This is a genomic window from Paenibacillus sp. SSG-1 (assembly GCF_002224835.1).
Classification (GTDB): domain Bacteria; phylum Bacillota; class Bacilli; order Paenibacillales; family Paenibacillaceae; genus Paenibacillus_AQ; species Paenibacillus_AQ favisporus.
The window spans coordinates 3745365-3765846 of the sequence record NZ_MBRK01000001.1; the positions used below are offsets into that span (position 1 = coordinate 3745365).

The window sequence follows — 20482 nt, forward strand, 5'->3', positions numbered from 1 at the left end:
TAAATACGATCAGGTTTTCATAAGTATGGCCGCTTATTGCTCTGCCTTTTGCTTCGAAAGCCATTCTGCCAAATGATCAATGTCTTTGTCGGTCAGGCCTGCAGCGATTGCTGAGTCGTACATGGCAGGCATCTTACCTTCATAGCCCTCTTTGATGATTTTCAGAATGTCTTCTTTGTTATGTTTGTCGCCGACTCCACGGAGAGACGGACCCGCAGCACCTTTCATATCCGCTGCGTGGCAGGTAATGCAGCCAGCTTTTTTATAAGATTCCATTGCCGGATCTTCTTTATCGACGATCGCGATCTCTTTTTGCTGGTTCGCGCTGGTCGTCGGAAGTCCTTTTGCCTTGTTTTCGGCAGCTTTCTCTTCACGCTGGATGTTCTCCGGAATTTGACCGGTTGCAGCCATTTCTTCTTTGTAGTGGTGCCATGCGGAGTTCGTCAGGTACACCACGGCGATCAAAGAGAGAAACATCAGCGAGGAAGCGATCGGTCTGCGGTAAAAACGGCGCTCTTTGCCAGTGTCCAGGAAAGGAGCCAGCAGCAGTGAACCAAACGCTACACCGCTTACACCAATCGTGCCGAGAACGACGTAACTTCCGGATGCGTACGGCAATTTCAGATATTGGTACAAGAACAAGAAGTACCAGTCAGGCATCGGGATAATGGACGCACTTGGGTTCGCAGGGAACCACAGTGGAGCCGGCTCCGCAATGGTGAGCACCAGAAATCCGACAAGTACGACAACACCGACCATCCATTCTTTCAAAAGAAAGTTAGGGATAAACGCTTCCGATTTGCCTGGATACGACGTGTAGTCCGGCGGTGTAATGAACCCGTTGCCTTTACGGACGCGCGAGTCGCCAACATACACCACTTTTTCTTTTGAATTGTTACCGTGTGCCATCGATATTCCTCCCTTCTTATTATAGTGGACCGGAAATGCCCTGTCTGCGGATCATGATAAAATGTCCGACCAGAAGAATGAGCAACACGGCCGGGAGGAAAAAGACGTGAAGTGCGAAGAAACGCGTTAACGTCTCGGCACCTACAATCGTACCGCCCTGCAGGAATTCCTTAATGATCGGCCCAAGCCATGGAACGGAATTCGCAATTTCCAGCGTAACCTTTGTTGCAAAGTAGGCTTTGTTATCCCAAGGAAGGAGATAGCCTGTCAGGCCCAAGCCCAGCATGATAAAGAAAATCAGCATACCCACAACCCAGTTCATTTCGCGAGGCGCCTTATAGGAACCTGTGAAGAACACGCGCATGGTATGTAGGAACATCATAACGATAACCAAGCTCGCCCCCCAGTGGTGCATACCGCGGACGATTTGCCCGAAGGCTACTTTCGTCTGTAGGTACTCAACGCTGGCGTAGGCGTTAATGATGTCCGGAACGTAATACATGGTCAGGAACATCCCCGACAGGATCTGGATGACCGTGATAAAAAACGTCAATCCGCCAAAACAGTATACAAACGCAGAGAAATGATGCGCCGGGTTAACGTGCTCCGGCACTTCATGGTCCGCCACGTCTCTCCAAATCGGCGTGACATCAAGACGTTCATCAATCCAGTTGTAGACATTCTTAAACATCCGATTCTACGCCTCCTATTTCACTTCAGTATTCGGCTCGACTCCGCCAAGGTACACCCAACCGTTTTCAATCTTTATTTTGTAAGTGTCGAGCGGCTTTGGCGCAACGGCCAAGTTCTTGCCTTCTTTGGTATAACGCGCCCCGTGGCATGGGCAATGGTATTCATCCGGGAAGCTTTTATCATTGTTCCAGCCGACCGTACAGCCCAAATGCTTACAGATCGGGGACAGCGCATAGATTTTTCCCTGTTCATCCTTGCGTATCCAAGCAGTTAGTGTAGCAGTGCTTGCATACCATCCATCCTGCTGCTTCAGCTCAAAAGAGAATTCTTGAGGCTCGTCGGTAATTTTGCTTTCTTCGACAACTTTAATGAACTCTCCCTCGCCCTTCTTGTGCAGGATCGGATCCACAGCAAAACGCACCATCGGCAGGACTGCACCGGCTGCCATGTAAGCAGTGGCACCGCCCAATGTATAAGTCAGAAATTGTCGACGGGACATTTCTTTACGACCGGGTGGTTTGTGAGATGGTTCATGGTGCTCATTTTGGTTGCTCATAATGTCTTCAACCCCCTTTGTCAACCAAGTCTTAAAGTGCTTTCAATGATTATTATCACACGACTTACTAGGACATAATAATAATATATTAGCCTTATAAGACCGTCAAGAATATCCAACTCTTTTATCAGGCGGAAGAAGATTTAGCCAATTAAATTGTTGAATTTCTGTCACATTTCCTTCTTGCTGTCACGCTGCCACATTTCCTGTATTTTATCCTTAATCTGGCCTGCTATACCTGCTCCGCCCGTTTCTTCATTGTATACTTTTCGGGACAGAACCAAATCGCAGCCTTCAATCTTTCCTTGGATCAGCTCGATGTCTGCCGTCATGACAATGACGTAAGCAAAGCCCGCTTCCCTAACATTGCGACAAACTTCCTGCAATAACGACAGATCCTCTCCTTGGCCGTATTGTACGGCCGGATATGTAATGATCCTCCCTTTAAACGGGATCTCGACCAGGTCCATAAAATCCCGCAGCCTCGCCAGCGCCTCCGTCGCTTCTATGGGAGACTCTTTGCCCGACAGGCCGGTGTAAGGGATGAGGCAGGTGTCGAAATAGGGGGAGAGCTCACTCCATGTTGCCTCTTCCACTTCGCTGAACTTCATTCAAGGGTTCACCCTTTCCATTATTTTTCACCATTCCATTCTATAATATGCTTGTTACCCTGTCAGCAATTTGTAAAATTCATTCGCGCAGGCCGTCCCAACAAAAAAGAAATGCAGCATGAAAGCCTGCATTTCTTTTCATTTATTCCACTTAATTAAGCAACTTCAGTTCATCCGTCAGGTTACGGAAAGCCGCCTCGTCTCCGGATGCCAGAGCCCTGTCTATTTCGCGGTAAAGCTCCTCGCTCCGGTGTTTTCGCAACGCTTCGTCCCATACCATTTCAGCCGCCAGCCCCAACATGACTTCATAAGTAGCTTTCATCTTATCCATTAGGATGCACCTCCGAACCTTTGATTAGAACATCCTATACTCTTTACCCTTGTCCACATAGTTTTGAGTGGTACGATACATTCTGCGCAAGTCTTCTTCGGTTAATTCACGGACCACTCTCGCCGGCGAACCCAGAGAAAGCGTATAGGGTGGTATTTTTTTATTTTCAGTAACGATAGATCCTGCCCCTATTAAAGCATATTCACCAATCTCGGCCCCGTTCAGTACGATGGCCCCCATTCCGATTAATGTACCTTTGCCTATTGTGCAGCCGTGAACGATGGCGGCATGTCCGACGGAGACGTCGTCCTCCAGAATCAGCGGCTCGTCCGTATTGACGTGACCTACCGCTCCATCCTGAATATTGCACCGGTCACCGATCACAATGGGTGCCATATCACCTCGAAGCACGGCGTTAAACCATACGCTTGATTGCTGTCCAATTTGAACGTCACCGACAATTTTGGCACCCTCCGCGACATAGACGGACGGGTGGATTTTTGGCAGATGCTGGCCGTAAGGTAACAGCATGTTTTCATCACCCCTTAACTTTGGGAGTGATTGTAACAAGGCGGCTATGACTTGTCAATGAGCGGTTCCAGCTCGCCGCTTCCGAGGTTCAGGCTTTTGCTGGCCAGCTTTTGTCCGAAAGCGGTCATCTTCAAAACCATGCCGCTCTCCGGACTTTCTCCGATGCGGATCAGCCCAAGATGCATCATCATCGCGATAATTCTTTCATTTAATATCGACTCTGCAGTGTCGTAATAAAACGGTTTGATCAGCCAGCCCAAAGCATCATGCAGGGAAGCGGCGGTTACCCATTCCTTGGCGCATTCCCCGGTCCAATATACGAGGGATGCCAAGTTAGGTATGGCGCTTTTATAAAGTTTTAACCAAAAGCGGAAAATTTGTACCATGCTCTCTTTCGTCCCGCTTTCCAGCAGCTCTGCGCCCTTGCCCGACAGTTCCAGCCGGCTGCCGTTTTCTTCGATATATCTATGGTAGAACGCATAGTCATACAGAAGCGCCATCCGGTTGGGGTATGCATTGAAGCTCCTGCCGTAGCCAAAGCGCCATCCCCCTTTGGTCAGCAGAGGCTCGCTGACATGGAACATGTCCATTAACTGCTGCTGGTATCGCTTGTACATTACGAATTCCTGATTCAGCTCGATCTCCTGCTGGTTCACATACTTCAGCATGTACATCAGATCCTCGGCGCACAGATCCTGCTCTTCCCGGTAAACCGGAGGCTCTCCGGATTTAACGACCTTTCGCTTCAGCGCGTGTCCAAGCTCGGCCCGGAACCGGTCCTTCAGATCACTCGGCATTTGAAACAGATACTTGGTGCTTGATGTCATTCCGTTGAACAGCCAGCCGCTGCGCTTATAGCGGGCGATAGCTTCCCTCGGGGTTTCATGCACTTCGTTTGCCGGGAGGTCAAAAGCCGTCTGCCGGACGACAGCCGCCAGATCTTCTACGCTGTAAAACGATCTGCTGTCAAACAAGACTGAGTTCAGAAAGCGTAAATCTTGAAGGGAAACCGTGTTGACCTGCTGCGCAATAAACTCCCTTCGGTTCAGCGTGACCAGGATGCTCTGGATCAGTTCATGCTTGGAATTCCGTTTGCACTGGCATTGGTAGTGGCTTGCAATGGTAGTCAGCTGGCCGATATCCGCATACGAAAGCATATCCGCTAAATTCATGTCATCATCGCCTCGCCGTTTTACTACCATTATGGGAATTATTACAATTTTTATTCGATCCGGGCAAAAAAAATAACCCGGCGCTTGTCCGAGTTATCCGTTCTTTTCCGCCAAATGGCGGGTGCAGTTATAGAGGAGCGGGATCCAGTCGATATCCTTTTTCTCCAGGATCGTAAGCGACAGGTTGCCAATCCGTTCCGTATATTTATCCCTGTACAATGACTTGTACAGCTGTGCCAGCAGCCCGCCGTGACTCACGACGAGCATGTTTATATCGGGGTAAGCCGTCCACATATCCTCCATAAACGCCAAAGCTCTAGCCTCAATCTGCTCGATCGTCTCCTGGCCCAGGTCATGCACATCCCACTGCTTGCCCCAGCGGCTTTCCCGCTCATCGGCCGTCAGTCCCTCCGCTTGCCCAAAACTCCGTTCATTCAGCCGCTCATCAGGCTCAAGTAGCGGAATGTGGAGCTTGTCGGCCAGAATTTGCCCGGTTTCCCGCGCGCGGGAGAGCTTGCTGCTGATGATAAAATCCCAGTGGTACGGTTCGTGAAGCAGCCTTTCCCCAAGCCGCTCCGCCTGCTGTCTGCCCTCTTCATTCAAAGGGATATCGCTCTGTCCCTGAATTTTGCCGAGCTTATTCCAATCCGTCAGGCCGTGGCGGATCAAACCGATCATCATACGCGTATCCCCTTTCTTCTATATATATATGCGAAAGAACCTATTTTCTGATACGGCTGACCCTTCCCAATGAAAAGAGGGCCATTCCTACCCCGAGTACCGACAGGATCATCCAGTACTGTGGATGGGTCGGACCCATGCCGGCGACAAGCGGCTCGATAATCCCGCTGTTCGTCTTCGGGATCACATAACTGACCTGTTCCGTCACCACGGACGAACCCGCAACGCCGGTCGGAAGAATCCCGGTAGGTACCGCTTCGGCTGTCTCTTTAGCAAACGGCTTATCCATGATGGCCCAATACAGAAAGCTCACCAAAAATACCATGACAAACCCGGCAATCCACCAGGACATGCGTTTTCGGGTAGATGCAGGTACGGCAAAAGGTTTGCTCTGGTCCGGAATCAGCCACGGGGACTCCCGGTATATACGGTCCATGACGTTCCGGTTGATTTCTTCCGCCTGTTCTTCCGTCGGCTCCTCCTGCAATTCCATCATGAGAACCCGGCTTTCTTTCCATAACGCCAATTCTGCTTGGCAATCACTGCAAGTGGCTGTATGCTGTTCGAGCTCAATCCGTCTCGGATCGTCTTCTTCCAAATCCAAAACGATGCCGAACAGGCTGTGAGCCTCATCGCAATTCATTTGCTTTTCATCCCTTCATATTCTTCATACGTCAGCTCGTAAAAATACGGCTCCAGCTGAACTTTTACACTGGACCTTGCCCGGAATAGAAGAGATTTTACAGAGCTGACGCTTTGACCTAAAATGTCGGCAATCTCCTGGTAATCGAGCTGATCGTATTCCCGTAAAATGAGCGCGGATCGCTGCTTTTCCGGCAGGTTGTTAATGGCCTCGCGAACCAGCTCCACCTTCTCGGTGCGCAAAATGGCCTGCTCCGGCGCCACCTCCATCGGCGCAACCGGTGTAACCCCGCTCTCCTCCAGCGGCACATTGGCGCTGCGCTGCTTTCTCAGCTCGCTGAGCACCGTGTTCCGGGCAATCGTATAGAGCCATGTGGAGAACGATGCGTCGACCTCACGAAACGAATGCAGGCTCTTGAAAGCCTTGTAAAACGTCTCTGAACACAGGTCTTCCGCCATTAACTCCAAATGTGAACTTTTAAGCATATGATATACAAAAGCCAATATTTTCCGCTGATAACGGCGCATCAATTCAGAGAAGAGCTCTACATTGCCCTTCTTGATGTCCTGTATCATCTGCGAATCCGTCATTTCCATTGTGACCTCCTCGACCGTACACAAGCATCCCCGTTCGATTCAGTTATATGTTTGTACTGAACAGGTGATGAAAAGTTGCGGTATTTACGCCACCGCGCGGCAGTATAAACGTCCAAAAAGCTATGTATTCGGCAAAATCGGCAACGATTCTACAAATATATCATTTCCATTGTAACATATTAATTCCTACTAGTCAGTCGAACCTCAAGAAGAATTGCCAAATCCAAGGAGAAAATAACTCTTTTTGGGACACGCTGAATCATCACTAATCTCTTAATAGACGAATTTCGCCCCGTAAATGTTGCTAGATTATAGAAAAAAATGGCCGCAAAATAAAAAAAAGGCAAAAAAAAACCACCCGCATCGGGTGGCTGCACAAAGTGCCATTTATTTGGATAGGAGTGGAGAGAAACCATACTGTACTTTTATTATATGTATACGTTTTCATTTTGTCAACACTAAAGTAAGCGTTTTTTTGTAAACGTTTTAAAATTTACTGCGATACCTGATAACTCATGGATTGCAGCAGTTCCTTGGCCCGCTCCAAATCATGTTCCTGCCTGAAGGACAGGCGCAGAATGCCCGGGACGTCCTCCCGGCTCTCGATGATCTGCATGTTGCTGAGGTTGATGTGCCTAACGCCCAGCTCCGTGGCGATTTTCCCGATAATACCGGGCGTATCCGGTACGTCGAGGTACAGATCAAAACTAGGCGTAATCATGCCCTTGCGGCGCTCCGGAAGCTCGCTGCGGAAATCGTTCGCCTTGGCAAACGCCTCTTGAATGGCCTGTCCATCGCCCTCCTCCAGCATCTCTACGAACGCGGCGATGCCTTCATTCCAGTCCTTGAGCTGTCTGAGCAGCACGTTTTTGTTGCCCAGCAGAATGTCGCGCCAAATCAGCGGATCGCTGGATGCGATCCGGGTAATGTCACGAAAACCGCCTGCCGCGAGCAGCCGGTATAAGGAATTGGAATGATTGTAATCGCACACCTGGTTCACGAGCGCCACTGCGATGATATGCGGCAGATGGCTGATCGCCCCGACGATTTCATCGTGCAGGACCGGATCCACCTTGACGATTTGAGCGCGGGTGTAAGACAGCAGCTGCGCCAGCGCGTCATAAGCATGATCAGGCGTGCCCGGAGGCGGAGTCAGCACGTAATACGCGTTCTCAAACAGCAGCGGCGTGGCCGCCTCTACACCGGAACGCTCGGAGCCGGCCATCGGGTGCCCGCCGATGAAGTAAAAGTCCTTGAAATCATGCGCGCGCGCCGCCTGCGCGATGCTTGCCTTCGTGCTGCCCACATCGGTGATGATGCAGCCCTTTTTCAATGGGAGTGCGCTTAACCGGTCCAGGTATTCTTCCAGCATACCGACAGGAACGCACAAAAAAATGAAGTCCGCATCAAGTGCGGCTTCTTCCATGGACAGCGTCGCTGCGTCGACGACGCCGCGGCTCATATATTTGTCGGCCAATTCAGGGAGATGGGCATGGCCCACGACGGTTAAGCCGGGCTTCCCTTTAAAGCAAAGCGCCAGCGAACCGCCGATCAGACCCACTCCAAATATAGCAATCTTCGTTGTATTCATGTTCCCTCACTCGTTTGTTCGCACTTACTGCACTTGGGCCTTATCTTCGCTCAATACCTGCTCCAATGCGTGAATAAATGCTTTATTTTGTTCCTCGGATCCAACGGTTACACGAACATGGTTCGGATACTTGCCGAATCCGGCGCGAACGATGATCCCCTTCTGAAGCAGCGATTGGAACATTTCCACCGCAGGCTTACGCACATTGACCATAATAAAGTTGCCGTGCGCGGGGAAGTAATCGAGGCTTAGCCGGTCGAACTCAGCCTGCAGCTGCTTGATGCCCTCCGCGTTCGCGATGCGGCAGTTGGCCACGTATTCCTGATCGGCAAGCGCCGCTTTGGCCGCTGCCTGGGCTGCCCGCGTTGTGTTGAACGGTTCGCGCACACGGTTGATCAGCTGAATGACCTCAGGCTGAGCTACGCCGTAGCCGATCCGCAGGGAAGCCATGCCGTAGATCTTCGAGAAGGTCCGGAGAACGACCAGGTTTGGATATTGGGATAGGAGCTTGCTTCCGTCCGGGTAGGAGAGGTCGGTTACATACTCGAAGTAAGCCTCATCCAGCACGACCATCACATTCGATGGAACTTGATCCAGGAAACCGGTCAATTCGGTTTCGGAGAGAATGGTTCCCGTCGGGTTGTTCGGGTTGCAAATCCAAACGATTTTCGTCTTGCTGCTGAGCTTGGCGAGCATCGCTTCAAGATCATGCTTTCCGTCCACCAGCGGAACCTCGATGCTGACGGCCCCTTCGATGTCGGCGTTGCTTTTATACACGGAGAAGGTTTGATCCGCCATGATGGTTTCGTCGCCGGAAACCAAGAACGCGCGGCAGATCAGGGCGATGACTTCGTCCGATCCGCAGCCGAAAATGATTTGCCCGGGCTCAACACCCAGGAAGCGGGCTACTTCCGCCGTAAGCTCCACCGCGCCTCCGTCCGGGTACAGACTGATGTTGTCGAGCTCGGCAAGCACCGCCTCCTTCACACGCGGCGAAGCGCCGTAAGGATTTTCGTTGGAAGCCAGCTTGATGACTTCGCTGAGACCAAGCTCCCGCTTGACTTCTTCAATCGGTTTGCCCGGCTCATAGACCGGAATGTTCACTATCTGGGATTTTGGTTTCACCGTATCCCCCCTCACTTTCAACTCAAGATTATGGTTTTAATTGTGCCACAAATTCACGGATTTGCAAAAGGCCCTGTTCATGCGTATCTCCGCCCTGCAGCAGCGGAATGGCCTCTTCGACCTTGCGGACGATGGCGCTGCCCACGACGACACCGTCGCAGATCCGGGAAAAGCGCACCGCCTGCTCCCTGTTTGAAATACCGAAGCCGATCGCCACCGGAATGTCCGTATACTTCTTCACGCTGGCGATGAAATCTTCCACGCCTTCGTGGAAGCTCGCCCGCTCACCCGTCACGCCAAGCGAGGATACGCAGTAAATGAAGCCTCTGGCTCCTTCCACGATCGATTTGATCCGCTCATGGGAGGTCGGAGCCACCAGCGGAACGACATGAATATCCGAGCGCTCGGCCCGGGCGCGTACGTCAGCTGACTCCTCAATCGGCAGATCCGGAATGATAATGCCGCTGATGTCATGTGCTTTGACCTCTTCAAAAAAGCGGTCCAGCCCGAACTGAAGCACCGGATTATAATAAGTAAACAGGATGAATGGCAGCTTCACCCCTGCCTTTCGTGCTCTGACCGCCGTTTCCATGCAGGTTTTGATCGTCACCTGATGCTTCAGCGCCCGCTCGGAAGCCCGCTGAATAACCGGGCCGTCGGCCAAGGGGTCCGAATACGGCACGCCCAGCTCGATCATGTCGGCTCCGGCCGCTTCGAGACCGGCTATAATTTCAACCGACGTATCGGGATCCGGGTCACCGATGGTCAGAAACGGAATCAGCGCCGTTTGATTCTCCTGTTTAAGACGGGCAAACGTTTGATCCATCAAATTCATGCCTGTTTACCTCCCGTATAAGCCATGATGGACTCCACGTCCTTGTCTCCCCGTCCGGACAGGCAGATGACGACGATGTCGTCCTCTCCGAGCCGCGGCGCCATCTTCACCACTTCAGCGATCGCATGTGCGGATTCCAGAGCCGGAATGATCCCTTCCGTCCGGCATAGCAGCTGAAGCGCATCAAGCGCTTCCTGGTCCGTGATCGGAACGTATTGGGCGCGCTCAATATCCTTAAGGTAAGAGTGCTCCGGTCCGACGCCCGGATAATCCAGACCGGCCGATATGGAGTGGGCTTCCTGCACCTGGCCGAAATCGTCCTGCAGCAGATAGCTCATAGACCCTTGGAAGACGCCATGAGTGCCTTTGCTCATCGTCGCGGCGTGGAAGGCGGTCTCCACACCCTTACCAGCGGCCTCTACGCCGATCAACCGGACGTCCTTGTCCTCGATAAACGGAAAGAACATGCCGATCGCATTGCTGCCGCCGCCGATGGCTGCGACAACATAGTCCGGAAGACGCCCTTCCGCCTCCTGGATCTGGCGGCGCGTCTCGTCGCCGATAATCCGCTGGAAGTTGCGCACCATCATCGGATATGGATGCGGCCCTACGGCAGAGCCAAGGATGTAGAACGTATCGTCGACATGGCTGACCCAGTACCGCAGCGCCTCGTTGCCGGCGTCCTTCAGCGTCCGCGAACCGGACGTAACGGGTACGACTTCGGCGCCCAGCATCTGCATCCGGAATACGTTCAGCGCCTGCCGTTTCGTATCCTCTTCCCCCATGAACACCTTGCATTCCATTCCAAGGAGTGCGGCTACGGTTGCCGTTGCCACACCATGCTGGCCTGCTCCCGTCTCGGCAATGACCTTCGTCTTGCCCATTCGTTTGGCGAGAACGCCTTGTCCGAGCGCGTTGTTGATTTTATGGGCGCCGGTGTGGTTGAGATCTTCCCGTTTCAGGTAGATCTTCGCCTGCCCCAAATGCTTGCTGAGACGCTCCGCATAGTACAGGGGCGTCTCACGGCCGGAGTACTGCTTAAGCAGATAGTTCAGCTCCTCCTGAAAGCTCGGGTCGTCCGAATATCGGTTGTATGACTCCTCGAGCTCGATCAGCGCGTTCATGAGCGTCTCGGGAACGAATCTTCCGCCAAACGGTCCGAAGCGCCCGTTCTTGTCTGGTAATTGTGTTGTCATGCCTGCTTCACCCTTCCCACAAATGCTGCGATTTTGTCTATATCCTTCACTCCGTCACTTTCCACGCCGCTGGAAACGTCTACGCCGTCCGGGCTGTACTTATCGATCAGCTCGGCCACGTTGGACGGCAGAAGGCCTCCGGCTACAAACAGCGGAATCCCTTGGGCTTTCGCCCAATCGCGGTATGCCGGTATCTCCTCCCAGGCAAACGTGCTTCCCGATCCTCCGCCATACACAGGATCGAATGTATCAAGCAGCAGGCCATCGATCAAGCCTGCGTAAAGTTCATGATTTATAGATAATTCGGAATTCTCATTAAGGGATTGAACTGATAGTACCTTGAACACCCGGGTCCCCAAACGCTCCTTGACCTCCCGGCAAAATTGCGGGCTTTCCTGTCCATGGAGCTGAACGACGTCGAGCCGGGCCTCCTCCACGATCGCGGCAAGCTCTTCCAGGTCCGGGTTGACGAACACGCCGACGCTTTGCGGAATTTCGGGCGTCTTCCACGCCTTCAGCTGTGCTGAAAGCAGGGCAGCCTGCTCAGGCGTTACCCGGCGCCGGCTCGGCGCGAATACGAATCCGATATAATCCACAGGCAAGTTTACCATTGATTTTAGCACTTCAACGTCCTGAAGTCCACAAATTTTTACCGCCGTCTCACCCACGATGCTTCACTTCTTCCCCGGATAAGGTCGGCCCCATCAAGTCACGGACCGCCTCCGCGATGTCGTCCCGGCGCATGAAATACTCTCCGATCAGCACGCCGCTTGCTCCCGCCTGCTCCAAATACGCCATATCTTCTTTGCCCGCGATGCCGCTCTCACTGATGACCGGAATCCCTTGTGGAATCAGCTCCCGAAGCTTTGCCGTTGCCTCCAGGGAAGTCTCGAACGTATGCAGATTCCGGTTGTTGATCCCGATCAGCGCTCCTTGGTGCAGATCCGCTCCGAGGCCAAGCACGGCTTCGAGCTCTTTCCGGCTGTGAACTTCAATCAGGGCGTCGAGCCCGAGCGCACCCGCCCGCTGCAGGTAAGCGGCGATTTGATCGGGCTCCAGAATGGCCGCGATCAGCAGCACCGCGTCCGCACCGAGGAGGCGGGCTTCATAAATTTGCCGCTCGTCGATGATGAAGTCCTTCCGCAGCAGCGGAAGGTCCACCGCGGCGCGCACATCGCGCAAATACTGCCCGCTCCCCTGGAAGTATTCGACGTCCGTCAGAACCGACAGGCAGTCGGCCCCTGCCGCTTCATAAGCCTGGGCGATACGCACCGGATGAAAATCCGGACGGATGAGACCCTTGGAAGGCGACGCCTTCTTTACCTCGGCGATCAGCCCCATGCTCCGCTTGCGTCCTTCAGTCAGCGCCCGGTGGAATCCTCTGGTCGCGGGCATCGCCGCGATTTGGCGCTCCGCTTCCACAAGTGAAAAATGCTCGGCGAGTCGGGCCACCTCGGTCCGTTTGGTTTGTACGATTTTATCAAGATACATAGCTCAGCTCTCCTGTCATTTGGATCAGTTGCTCAAGTTTGGCCGATGCGCTGCCGTTGTCGATGGCCCGAGCCGCCGCCTGCACGCCTTCCGCGATGCTGTCTGCAAGCCCCGCGACATAGATACATGCCCCCGCGTTGGCCAGCACGATGTCGCGGTACGGGCTCTTCTCGCCTGCCAGCACCGAGCGGATAATGGCGGCATTCTGAACTGCATCTCCGCCCAGAACGGCTTCCAGCGGGTGGACGTCCAACCCGAGATCATGCGGGTGAATCTGATAGGTCCGCACTTCGCCGTGACGCAGTTCGGAAATTTGCGTCGGCCCCGAGATGCTGATTTCGTCCAGACCTTCCAGGCTGGTCACAACGAGCGCCCGTTTGGAGCCGAGCTCCTTCAGAACGTTTGCGATCGTTTCGGTCTTGTTCCGGTCGTAGATTCCCAGCAGCTGACGGTCGGCTCCGGCTGGATTCGTCAGAGGTCCCAGCATATTAAATACCGTCCGCACGCCGAGCTCCTTGCGCGGAGCGGCTGCATGTTTCATGGACGGATGGTAGATTTGGGCGAACAGGAAGCAGATACCGATTTCCTCGAGGCACCGTTTAGCCTGTTCACTGCTCAAGTGAATGTTAACGCCGAGCGCCTCCAGCACATCGGCGCTGCCCGCGCGGCCTGAAGCCGAGCGGTTGCCGTGTTTAGCCACCCGGACCGAAACGGAAGAAGAAATAATCGCCGAGACGGTGGAAATGTTGAATTTGTGGATCCCCGATCCGCCCGTTCCGCAGGTATCCAGCAGCCTTGCGTTATCGGTCGCTACATGGCTCGCGACGCTTCTCATCGCTTCGGCAAACCCTGTGATTTCCTCCACGGTCTCCCCTTTGATCCGCAGCGCTGTCAGCAGCGCCCCGATCTGGGAAGATGTCGCCGCTCCCTCCATGATGCACTGCATCAGTCCGCGGGCTTCCTCCCTTGAAAGATCCGCGCCTCCGATTAATTGTGACAAACTCGCATGTATCAATTCGCTTGCGCTCATGCTCTTTCCTCTCCTTTCCGGTCCATTAAGGTGTATATTCAAAGAAATAATCCTGATTGGTCACTTCCCGCTCCAGTTTAACCGGCGGGAACATCGCTTCCGCCGTCCGGATCGATTTCAGGAGCGCTTTGGCTTTATTCATCGTCTCCTCATACTCTTTCTCCGGAACGGAGTCCCACACGATGCCTGCGCCCGCCTGCACGTACGCCTTGCCCTTGCGGAATATGATCGTCCGGATCGTAATACAGGAGTCCATGTTGGCGTTAAATCCCAGATACCCGATGGCACCGGCATAAGCGCCGCGCGCCTCCCGCTCCATCTCGGCGATGATCTCCATCGCTCTCAGCTTCGGTGCTCCGGACACCGTTCCCGCCGGCAGGCAGGACAGAAAGGCATCGAAGAAATCTTTGTCGTCCCGCAGCGTCCCCGACACATTCGAAACCATGTGCATCACATGCGAATACTTCTCAATTTCCATAAAGCTGTCGCATTTCACGGTGCCGAACGCCGACACCCTGCCAAGATCGTTGCGTCCCAAATCCACGAGCATCAAATGCTCGGCGCGCTCCTTCTCGTCAGCGAGCAGCTCGGCGGCAAGGCGGCTGTCTTCGGCCTCATCGGCTCCCCGCGGCCGCGTGCCGGCGATCGGCCGGGTGCTGACCCGGTTGCCGTCGACCTTGACCAGCGCCTCGGGTGAGGTGCCGACAATGATTTCTTCATGCATTTTCAAATAATACATATAAGGCGAAGGATTCAGTGTTCTCAGCACCCGGTACACATGCAGCGGGGACACCTCCGTCTCGATATGAAAGCGCTGGGACAGCACCACCTGAAAAATGTCCCCTGCGCGAATATACTCCTGCGCTTGGCGAACGTTCGCCATATACTGCTCCTTGGTCATGTTAGACTTGATTTCGCCGAGGTCGATATCCACCGGAATGCTGCGGCCGTTGACATTCTCTCGCGGACCCTGCTCTTGCAGCTGCCCCGCGATCTCCTCCAGCCTGCGGTCCACCTCGTCATACGTTTTGCGGATCGCTTCGTCGTTGTCCCCTTCCTTTACATGCACGTTACCGACCAGCAAAATTTGCTGCTTCACATGATCGAACACGATGACGGTGTCGCAGAACATGAAGCGGATGTCGTCCATCCCCAGATCGTCGACCTGATGCGCGGGAAGCTTCTCATAATACTGCAGCAGATCGTATCCGAAGAAGCCGATCGCTCCTCCCGTGAATGGAGGAAGATCATCGAGTTTCGGGCTTCGATATGTGCGAAGCAGCGCTTTGAGCTCCTCAACAGGCTTCCCTTTCATGAGCTGCTTCTGTCCGCCCTGCTCCAGCACGATTTCCCCCTTCTTGCCGGAGATCATCATGAACGGGTCCGTCCCGATAAACGAATAACGGGCCCACTGGCTTCCTCCCTCTACACTCTCAAGCAGAAATGCGCATTCCCGCTGGGCATAGCGCTGAAATATACGGATTGGCGTTTCCATGTCGGCCAGCAGCCGCTTGACAACCGGGATCAGATTGTACTGCCCGGCCAGGGCGATGACCTGCTCTTTACTAGGATTCAACATCGTGTACCCTCCTTCGATTGATCAGGACTTTGTTGAGCAGCAGACTCGAAAGCAACAAAAAAACCTCTACCGAAGTAGAGGTTTGGATTTCAATAAGTATATGAAAGAGTCCGACAGCATGAACCGCATCAGCATTCACCTGTTCCCTAATACAAGGAAACGCCTTGACTGCCTTAGCACGGACATGTTGACGAAATATATATGCAACCTTATGGACTCTGCTCTTCTATACTTAACTCATCTCATCTAAACTCTACTCATCTCAACTACCTACACTATACAGGAACATTCCCTGTTATGGCAACCATGTTTTTCAAATCAGGCTTTGGGTGCGGCCAAATCCGGGCGCAGCTTCTTCGCTTCATTCAGGTAGACGTGGTTGATCTCTGCCTGGCCCTTCTCGGTATTGACCGTCACCATAAGACGGATGCAGCGCGGCAGGCTTCCCTTGACAGGCACCTCCATCGAACACATCAGCGGCACAAGCTCCCAGCCTTCCAGCTGGCGGATTGCTTTGGCCGGAAATGCTGCATCCAGATCTTGGGTCAGCGTAATCCAGATGCTGCAAATGTCTTCCGGATTGATCTCGTTGCGCTCAGCAATTTCCTTCATCAAACGAAGGGTTTCATCCAGAATTTCTTGTTCGTCGTTGCGGGTTACTGTCGTTGCTCCCCGTATTCCCCGGTTATACATGCTCAGGCTCCTTTCTTCTCAGCTCTTCGATCACTTCGCGGACCAGAGCCTCCGGAATGTCTTTCACAATGCTGACCTCCCCGATCCGATCCGGGACGATAAACACCATGGTGCCTTCCGTAAATTTCTTGTCATGCTTCATCGCCGCGATCAGCTTATCCGTGGACAAGTGCTCCGGCAGTACGACCGGAAGCTTCAGTGCCTTCAGCATGGACACCGTTTCCGGAAAGATGGAGGCATCGCGTCCCAGTTTGACAGCCAGCATTGCTGAGCCCGCCATCCCGATGGAAATCGCCTCACCGTGCAAAAATTCTCCGTAACCCCCCACCGCTTCAATCGCATGGCCAATCGTATGGCCCAGATTCAAAATGGCGCGCAGGCCGCCCTCGCGTTCATCGGCCGACACGACATCGGCCTTGATGGAGCAGCCGCGTTCCAATCCGTACGCCAGCGCCTCCCGGTCCAGGGACAGCAGCTCAGACGCGTGGTCGCGGCACCAGCCGGCAAACTCCGCATCCCGGATCAGGCCGTGCTTAACCATCTCGGCAAGACCGGCGGATACTTCGCGCGCCGGGAGCGTCTGCAGCGTATCCATGTCGTATAGCACCAGCTCGGGCTGGTGGAAGGCGCCGATCATGTTTTTGGCGAGCCGGTGGTTGACGGCTACCTTCCCGCCGACACTGCTGTCATGCGCCAGAATCGTGGTCGGAATCTGCACGAACTTGACGCCGCGCATATATGTAGCAGCCACGAAGCCGGCAAGGTCTCCGACTACGCCTCCGCCGAGTGCCAGAACGGCCGAGCTGCGATCCAGACCACCCTGGATGGCCGTCGTCATCACTTCTTCATACACTGCGAGGGATTTGGACGTTTCCCCCGATTTGACGATCGAGACGACCGCTGTATATCCCCGGCTTTCCAGACTTTGCTTGAGGGTGTCCAGATGGCGGGCCGCAACCTGCTCATCCGTGACGATCAGATGCATGCTTTTCTTGGTCAGCCCATGCTTCTCCAGAAAACTTCCCGTTTCGGGAAGAAGGGACGGGCCAATATAGATCGGATACGAACGTTCGCCAAGCTCCACTTGTACGGTTCTCATCATTAGTACCTCTCCACTTGGGCAAGGTAATTTTCATAGTTGGCTTTGATTTCGTCCATGGAATCGCCGCCGAACTTCTCCAGGAACGCCTTGGCGATTTCCCATGCGACCACATGCTCCATCACCACGCTCGCCGCCGGAACGGCACAGGCGTCCGAACGCTCTACCTGAGCGGTGTACGGCTCTTTCGTGTCAATATCCACGGTCTGCAGCGGTTTGTACAGCGTCGGGATGGGCTTCATCACGCCCCGGACGACAACTGGCATGCCGTTGGTCATGCCGCCCTCAAAACCGCCCAGGCGGTTGCTGGCTCGGGTATATCCCTTGCCTTCCTCGTACAGGATCTCGTCGTGAACCTGGGATCCGCGCAGCACGCCGGCCTCAAACCCGATGCCGATCTCGACGCCTTTAAACGCGTTGATCGACATGACCGCCTGAGCGATCCGTCCGTCCAGCTTGCGGTCGTACTGGACGTAACTCCCCAGACCGACCGGAACGCCCTCAACGACGCACTCCACGATCCCCCCGATGGAATCGCCTTCTTTCTTGATTTCATCGATGTAGGCTTCCATTTTCGCTTCCGTCTCAGGATCTACCACCCGAACCGAAGAAGCCTCGGTGCGTTCGATCAGTTCGTCGACGCTCAGGTTGTTGGCCGGCGCTTCAATCTCGCCGATCCGGATGACCTGCCCGGCAATTTTGATGCCGAAAGCTTCGAGAAACTGGCGGGCGATCGCCCCGCAGGCAACGCGTGCCGCCGTCTCGCGCGCGCTGGAGCGCTCCAGCACGTTCCGCAGGTCTTTATGATTGTATTTCAGGCCTCCGTTCAGGTCGGCATGTCCCGGGCGGGGACGGTGAACGCGGCGTTTCTCTTCATCCGACCCTTCGATCGGCTCCACGTTCATGATGCTGCTCCAGCTCGCCCAGTCCTTGTTCTCAACCACGAGGGCAACAGGCGCTCCCGTCGTATAACCGTGCCGGACACCGCCTACAATATTCGCCGTATCCTTCTCGATTTGCATGCGGCGCCCGCGTCCATGCCCCTTCTGTCTGCGTGCAAGCTGAAAATTGATGGCTTCAAAGTCCAGTTTCAACTGGCTCGGCAATCCTTCGATAATGGCCGTGAGTTGAGGTCCGTGCGTCTCCCCCGCCGTTAAGTAGCGTATACTCATGGTGCTTTCCCCCTTTAAACTGTTAAACATTAACTGGCTAAAATCCGCAGATATCTTTTGCCATTATAGTATAGGTGCCACGCTTTGACAAGAAACCCCTACAGCTATATACAATGTGCTAAAGCTAGGGAAAACACTTCGCTGTATTGAAGATGATTCAAGGAGAAGCTTGGTTCAAATTAGCCCGTTATATTGAAATCCCACGATCAAGGCCAGCTGTTCGGTTCGTTTACAGCTTCAGCCCGTTGCATAGGGGCACCGAAACAATAGCCCCGTAACCAAGCACAAAAAAGCACCGTCTTTCCTAGTGAAAGAGCGGTGCTTATTAGCGCCAGCTTCCGCCTGCCTACCGGCTTACCGGCTGGCTGCTTCGCTGCGTATTCTTCTGACCTTCCAGGGAATCCTGTACCAGGCGGCTCAGCTGGACGCTCTCAATGCCCAGAATCTGTCCGCATTCCTGAATGGTAATAAACCCGCGCTGATACGCGGTAATTACCTTTCGTTTGTCCATGATGTGCAAACCTCCGCTTTGTCTGATGCCGTAATATAATCGTAGTATCGCAAAGAGAAGGTTTGAATATACCTTGACACCTTAAGCGTCAGCCTTTTTCCGGTAAAAAAAGGTTTCGGTCGGCTCGAGCCCGTATTGGCCGGGCGTAAAAATTTGCTCGGTGCTCCCCACAAAAAGATATCCCCCTGGACGCAGGGCAGAGGCAAATTTATGGTAAAGCTTGGCTTTGGCTTCTTCAGTAAAATAAATCATTACATTCCGGCAGACGATGAGATCGTGATTCTGCTCAAACGTGTCGGTCAGCAGATTCTGCTTACGAAATTGGACGTTTGCCTTGAGCCCTTCGCTGAACTTGTACATCGGACCTTCCTGGGAAAAATACCGGGCCGCGACTTCCTTCGGCACGTCCTTCAGCGAACGCTCGAGGTACAAGCCCTGTTTCGCTTTGGCCAGCGCGCCCTCATCGATATCGGTGGCGACCAGCGTACTCGTCTGCAGCAGCCCTTTGCCGTCCAAAATCATGGCCAGCGTATAGGGCTCCTCTCCCGTGGAACATGCGGCGCTCCATACCTTAAGCCTGGACCGCGCACCTGCGGTCAATTCGGGAAGGATCACATCGCGCAGCACTTCCCAGCGGTTCGGGTTGCGCCAAAATTCCGAGACGTTGATCGTCATCCGGTCCAGAAACTCATGAAACAAGCGCTTATCCTTTTGCAGCGCCTCGAAAAACTCCGCAAAACTGCTGTATCCGTTCTTTACCCTGAGCGTCGTCAGACGCCGCTTCATTTGGGCTTCCTTATAGTCCGACAGGTCGATTCCCGTGCTTCGCTTAATATTCTGGATAAACCCTATGTAATCCGGGTCGGGCGTCCCTGGCTCTTCCGACGCGCCGTTATTATATAAAACTGGCTTTACATCCACGGCGTAATGCTGCGGTCGTAATCCACCAGTTCATGCGCTTCGAAGAAATTGGCGATTTCGCGTGCGCTGCTCTCCGGTGAATCCGAGCCGTGAATCAGATTATGGGGCGTATGGGAAGCGTAGTCCCCGCGGATGGTGCCCGGCAGAGCCTCCGTGACTTCTGTTTTGCCCATCAGAATGCGGGACAATTGAATAATGTTATCCCCTTCCCATACCATGGCGAACACAGGGCCGGACGTGATGAACTTTACCAGATTGTCATAAAAGTCCTTGCCCTCATGCTCCGCGTAATGACGCTTGGCCTGCTCGTCCGACACCTGCACCAGCTTGCCGGCCACCATTTTGAAACCTTTGTCTTCCAATCTGCCGATAATTTTACCGATTAAACCACGCTGCACTCCATCAGGCTTGATCATTAAAAAAGTTCGCTGCATAAACTCACTCTCCATTTCCTCAAGTCATTGCGAATGTTGTACATAGTTATGATTTGTATTGTAAACAGAAAGTCGGATCAGC

Annotated in this window: 24 protein-coding genes; all 24 read right to left on the reverse strand. The window is 53.7% G+C overall.

Annotated elements, in window-relative coordinates:
- Positions 1–33 precede the first annotated feature (33 nt).
- Positions 34–909, reverse strand: a complete 876-nt coding sequence (locus BCV73_RS17240) for a menaquinol-cytochrome c reductase cytochrome b/c subunit (protein ID WP_076170116.1) — start codon at positions 907–909, stop codon at positions 34–36.
- 19 nt (positions 910–928) lie between these two features.
- The gene (qcrB, locus tag BCV73_RS17245) at positions 929–1600 is read right to left on the reverse strand and encodes a menaquinol-cytochrome c reductase cytochrome b subunit (RefSeq protein WP_076170115.1); all 672 of its coding nucleotides are present in this window, start codon (positions 1598–1600) and stop codon (positions 929–931) included.
- A gap of 15 nt (positions 1601–1615) precedes the next feature.
- Positions 1616–2158 carry a Rieske (2Fe-2S) protein gene (locus BCV73_RS17250; RefSeq protein WP_179232023.1) on the reverse strand — a complete coding sequence of 181 codons (543 nt, stop codon included), beginning with the start codon at positions 2156–2158 and terminating at the stop codon, positions 1616–1618.
- Positions 2159–2328: 170 nt separating this feature from the next.
- Positions 2329–2769 (reverse strand): DUF2487 family protein, encoded by a 441-nt coding sequence (locus BCV73_RS17255; protein WP_089548040.1) that lies wholly within the window; start codon positions 2767–2769, stop codon positions 2329–2331.
- A gap of 151 nt (positions 2770–2920) precedes the next feature.
- A complete protein-coding gene (locus tag BCV73_RS17260; RefSeq protein WP_076170113.1) occupies positions 2921–3100 on the reverse strand; it encodes an IDEAL domain-containing protein in 180 nt (59 codons plus the stop codon).
- A gap of 24 nt (positions 3101–3124) precedes the next feature.
- The gene (locus BCV73_RS17265) at positions 3125–3631 is read right to left on the reverse strand and encodes a gamma carbonic anhydrase family protein (protein WP_089548041.1); all 507 of its coding nucleotides are present in this window, start codon (positions 3629–3631) and stop codon (positions 3125–3127) included.
- A gap of 44 nt (positions 3632–3675) precedes the next feature.
- The gene (locus BCV73_RS17270; RefSeq protein WP_089548042.1) at positions 3676–4803 is read right to left on the reverse strand and encodes a hypothetical protein; all 1128 of its coding nucleotides are present in this window, start codon (positions 4801–4803) and stop codon (positions 3676–3678) included.
- Positions 4804–4896: 93 nt separating this feature from the next.
- The gene (locus BCV73_RS17275; protein WP_089548043.1) at positions 4897–5484 is read right to left on the reverse strand and encodes a histidine phosphatase family protein; all 588 of its coding nucleotides are present in this window, start codon (positions 5482–5484) and stop codon (positions 4897–4899) included.
- Between the two features lie 40 nt (positions 5485–5524).
- Positions 5525–6127 (reverse strand): anti-sigma factor family protein, encoded by a 603-nt coding sequence (locus BCV73_RS17280; protein WP_076170109.1) that lies wholly within the window; start codon positions 6125–6127, stop codon positions 5525–5527.
- A complete protein-coding gene (locus BCV73_RS17285) occupies positions 6124–6717 on the reverse strand; it encodes an RNA polymerase sigma factor (protein WP_076170192.1) in 594 nt (197 codons plus the stop codon). Before BCV73_RS17285 ends, BCV73_RS17280 begins: the two co-directional genes overlap by 4 nt.
- 499 nt (positions 6718–7216) lie before the next feature.
- The gene (locus BCV73_RS17290) at positions 7217–8314 is read right to left on the reverse strand and encodes a prephenate dehydrogenase (protein WP_089548044.1); all 1098 of its coding nucleotides are present in this window, start codon (positions 8312–8314) and stop codon (positions 7217–7219) included.
- 24 nt (positions 8315–8338) lie between these two features.
- Positions 8339–9439: a histidinol-phosphate transaminase gene (gene hisC / locus BCV73_RS17295; protein WP_089548045.1), complete on the reverse strand. Its 1101-nt coding sequence runs from the start codon at positions 9437–9439 to the stop codon at positions 8339–8341.
- Positions 9440–9467: 28 nt separating this feature from the next.
- Positions 9468–10274 (reverse strand): tryptophan synthase subunit alpha, encoded by an 807-nt coding sequence (gene trpA / locus BCV73_RS17300; RefSeq protein WP_076170106.1) that lies wholly within the window; start codon positions 10272–10274, stop codon positions 9468–9470.
- Complete coding sequence (trpB, locus tag BCV73_RS17305; RefSeq protein ID WP_089548046.1) at positions 10271–11470, reverse strand: tryptophan synthase subunit beta; 1200 nt, start codon at positions 11468–11470, stop codon at positions 10271–10273. Before trpB ends, trpA begins: the two co-directional genes overlap by 4 nt.
- A complete protein-coding gene (locus BCV73_RS17310) occupies positions 11467–12138 on the reverse strand; it encodes a phosphoribosylanthranilate isomerase (RefSeq protein ID WP_089548047.1) in 672 nt (223 codons plus the stop codon). The genes trpB and BCV73_RS17310 overlap by 4 nt, the downstream gene beginning before the upstream one ends.
- On the reverse strand, positions 12131–12961 hold the full coding sequence (gene trpC, locus BCV73_RS17315) for an indole-3-glycerol phosphate synthase TrpC (protein WP_089548048.1): 831 nt from the start codon (positions 12959–12961) through the stop codon (positions 12131–12133). Before trpC ends, BCV73_RS17310 begins: the two co-directional genes overlap by 8 nt.
- Positions 12951–13991, reverse strand: coding sequence for an anthranilate phosphoribosyltransferase (trpD, locus tag BCV73_RS17320; protein ID WP_076170102.1), 1041 nt, complete (start codon positions 13989–13991; stop codon positions 12951–12953). The genes trpC and trpD overlap by 11 nt, the downstream gene beginning before the upstream one ends.
- A 25-nt stretch (positions 13992–14016) precedes the next feature.
- A complete protein-coding gene (gene trpE / locus BCV73_RS17325) occupies positions 14017–15570 on the reverse strand; it encodes an anthranilate synthase component I (RefSeq protein WP_076170101.1) in 1554 nt (517 codons plus the stop codon).
- A gap of 318 nt (positions 15571–15888) precedes the next feature.
- Positions 15889–16263, reverse strand: coding sequence for a chorismate mutase (gene aroH, locus BCV73_RS17335; protein ID WP_089548050.1), 375 nt, complete (start codon positions 16261–16263; stop codon positions 15889–15891).
- The gene (gene aroB, locus BCV73_RS17340) at positions 16256–17362 is read right to left on the reverse strand and encodes a 3-dehydroquinate synthase (protein ID WP_089550294.1); all 1107 of its coding nucleotides are present in this window, start codon (positions 17360–17362) and stop codon (positions 16256–16258) included. Before aroB ends, aroH begins: the two co-directional genes overlap by 8 nt.
- Positions 17363–17364: 2 nt before the next feature.
- Positions 17365–18534 carry a chorismate synthase gene (gene aroC / locus BCV73_RS17345; RefSeq protein ID WP_076170099.1) on the reverse strand — a complete coding sequence of 390 codons (1170 nt, stop codon included), beginning with the start codon at positions 18532–18534 and terminating at the stop codon, positions 17365–17367.
- 346 nt (positions 18535–18880) lie between these two features.
- On the reverse strand, positions 18881–19045 hold the full coding sequence (locus tag BCV73_RS35085) for a hypothetical protein (protein ID WP_163879324.1): 165 nt from the start codon (positions 19043–19045) through the stop codon (positions 18881–18883).
- Positions 19046–19126: 81 nt separating this feature from the next.
- Positions 19127–19966, reverse strand: coding sequence for a CheR family methyltransferase (locus tag BCV73_RS17350; protein ID WP_275541922.1), 840 nt, complete (start codon positions 19964–19966; stop codon positions 19127–19129).
- Positions 19957–20400: a nucleoside-diphosphate kinase gene (gene ndk, locus BCV73_RS17355; protein WP_076170097.1), complete on the reverse strand. Its 444-nt coding sequence runs from the start codon at positions 20398–20400 to the stop codon at positions 19957–19959. Before ndk ends, BCV73_RS17350 begins: the two co-directional genes overlap by 10 nt.
- Positions 20401–20482: the final 82 nt, after the last annotated feature.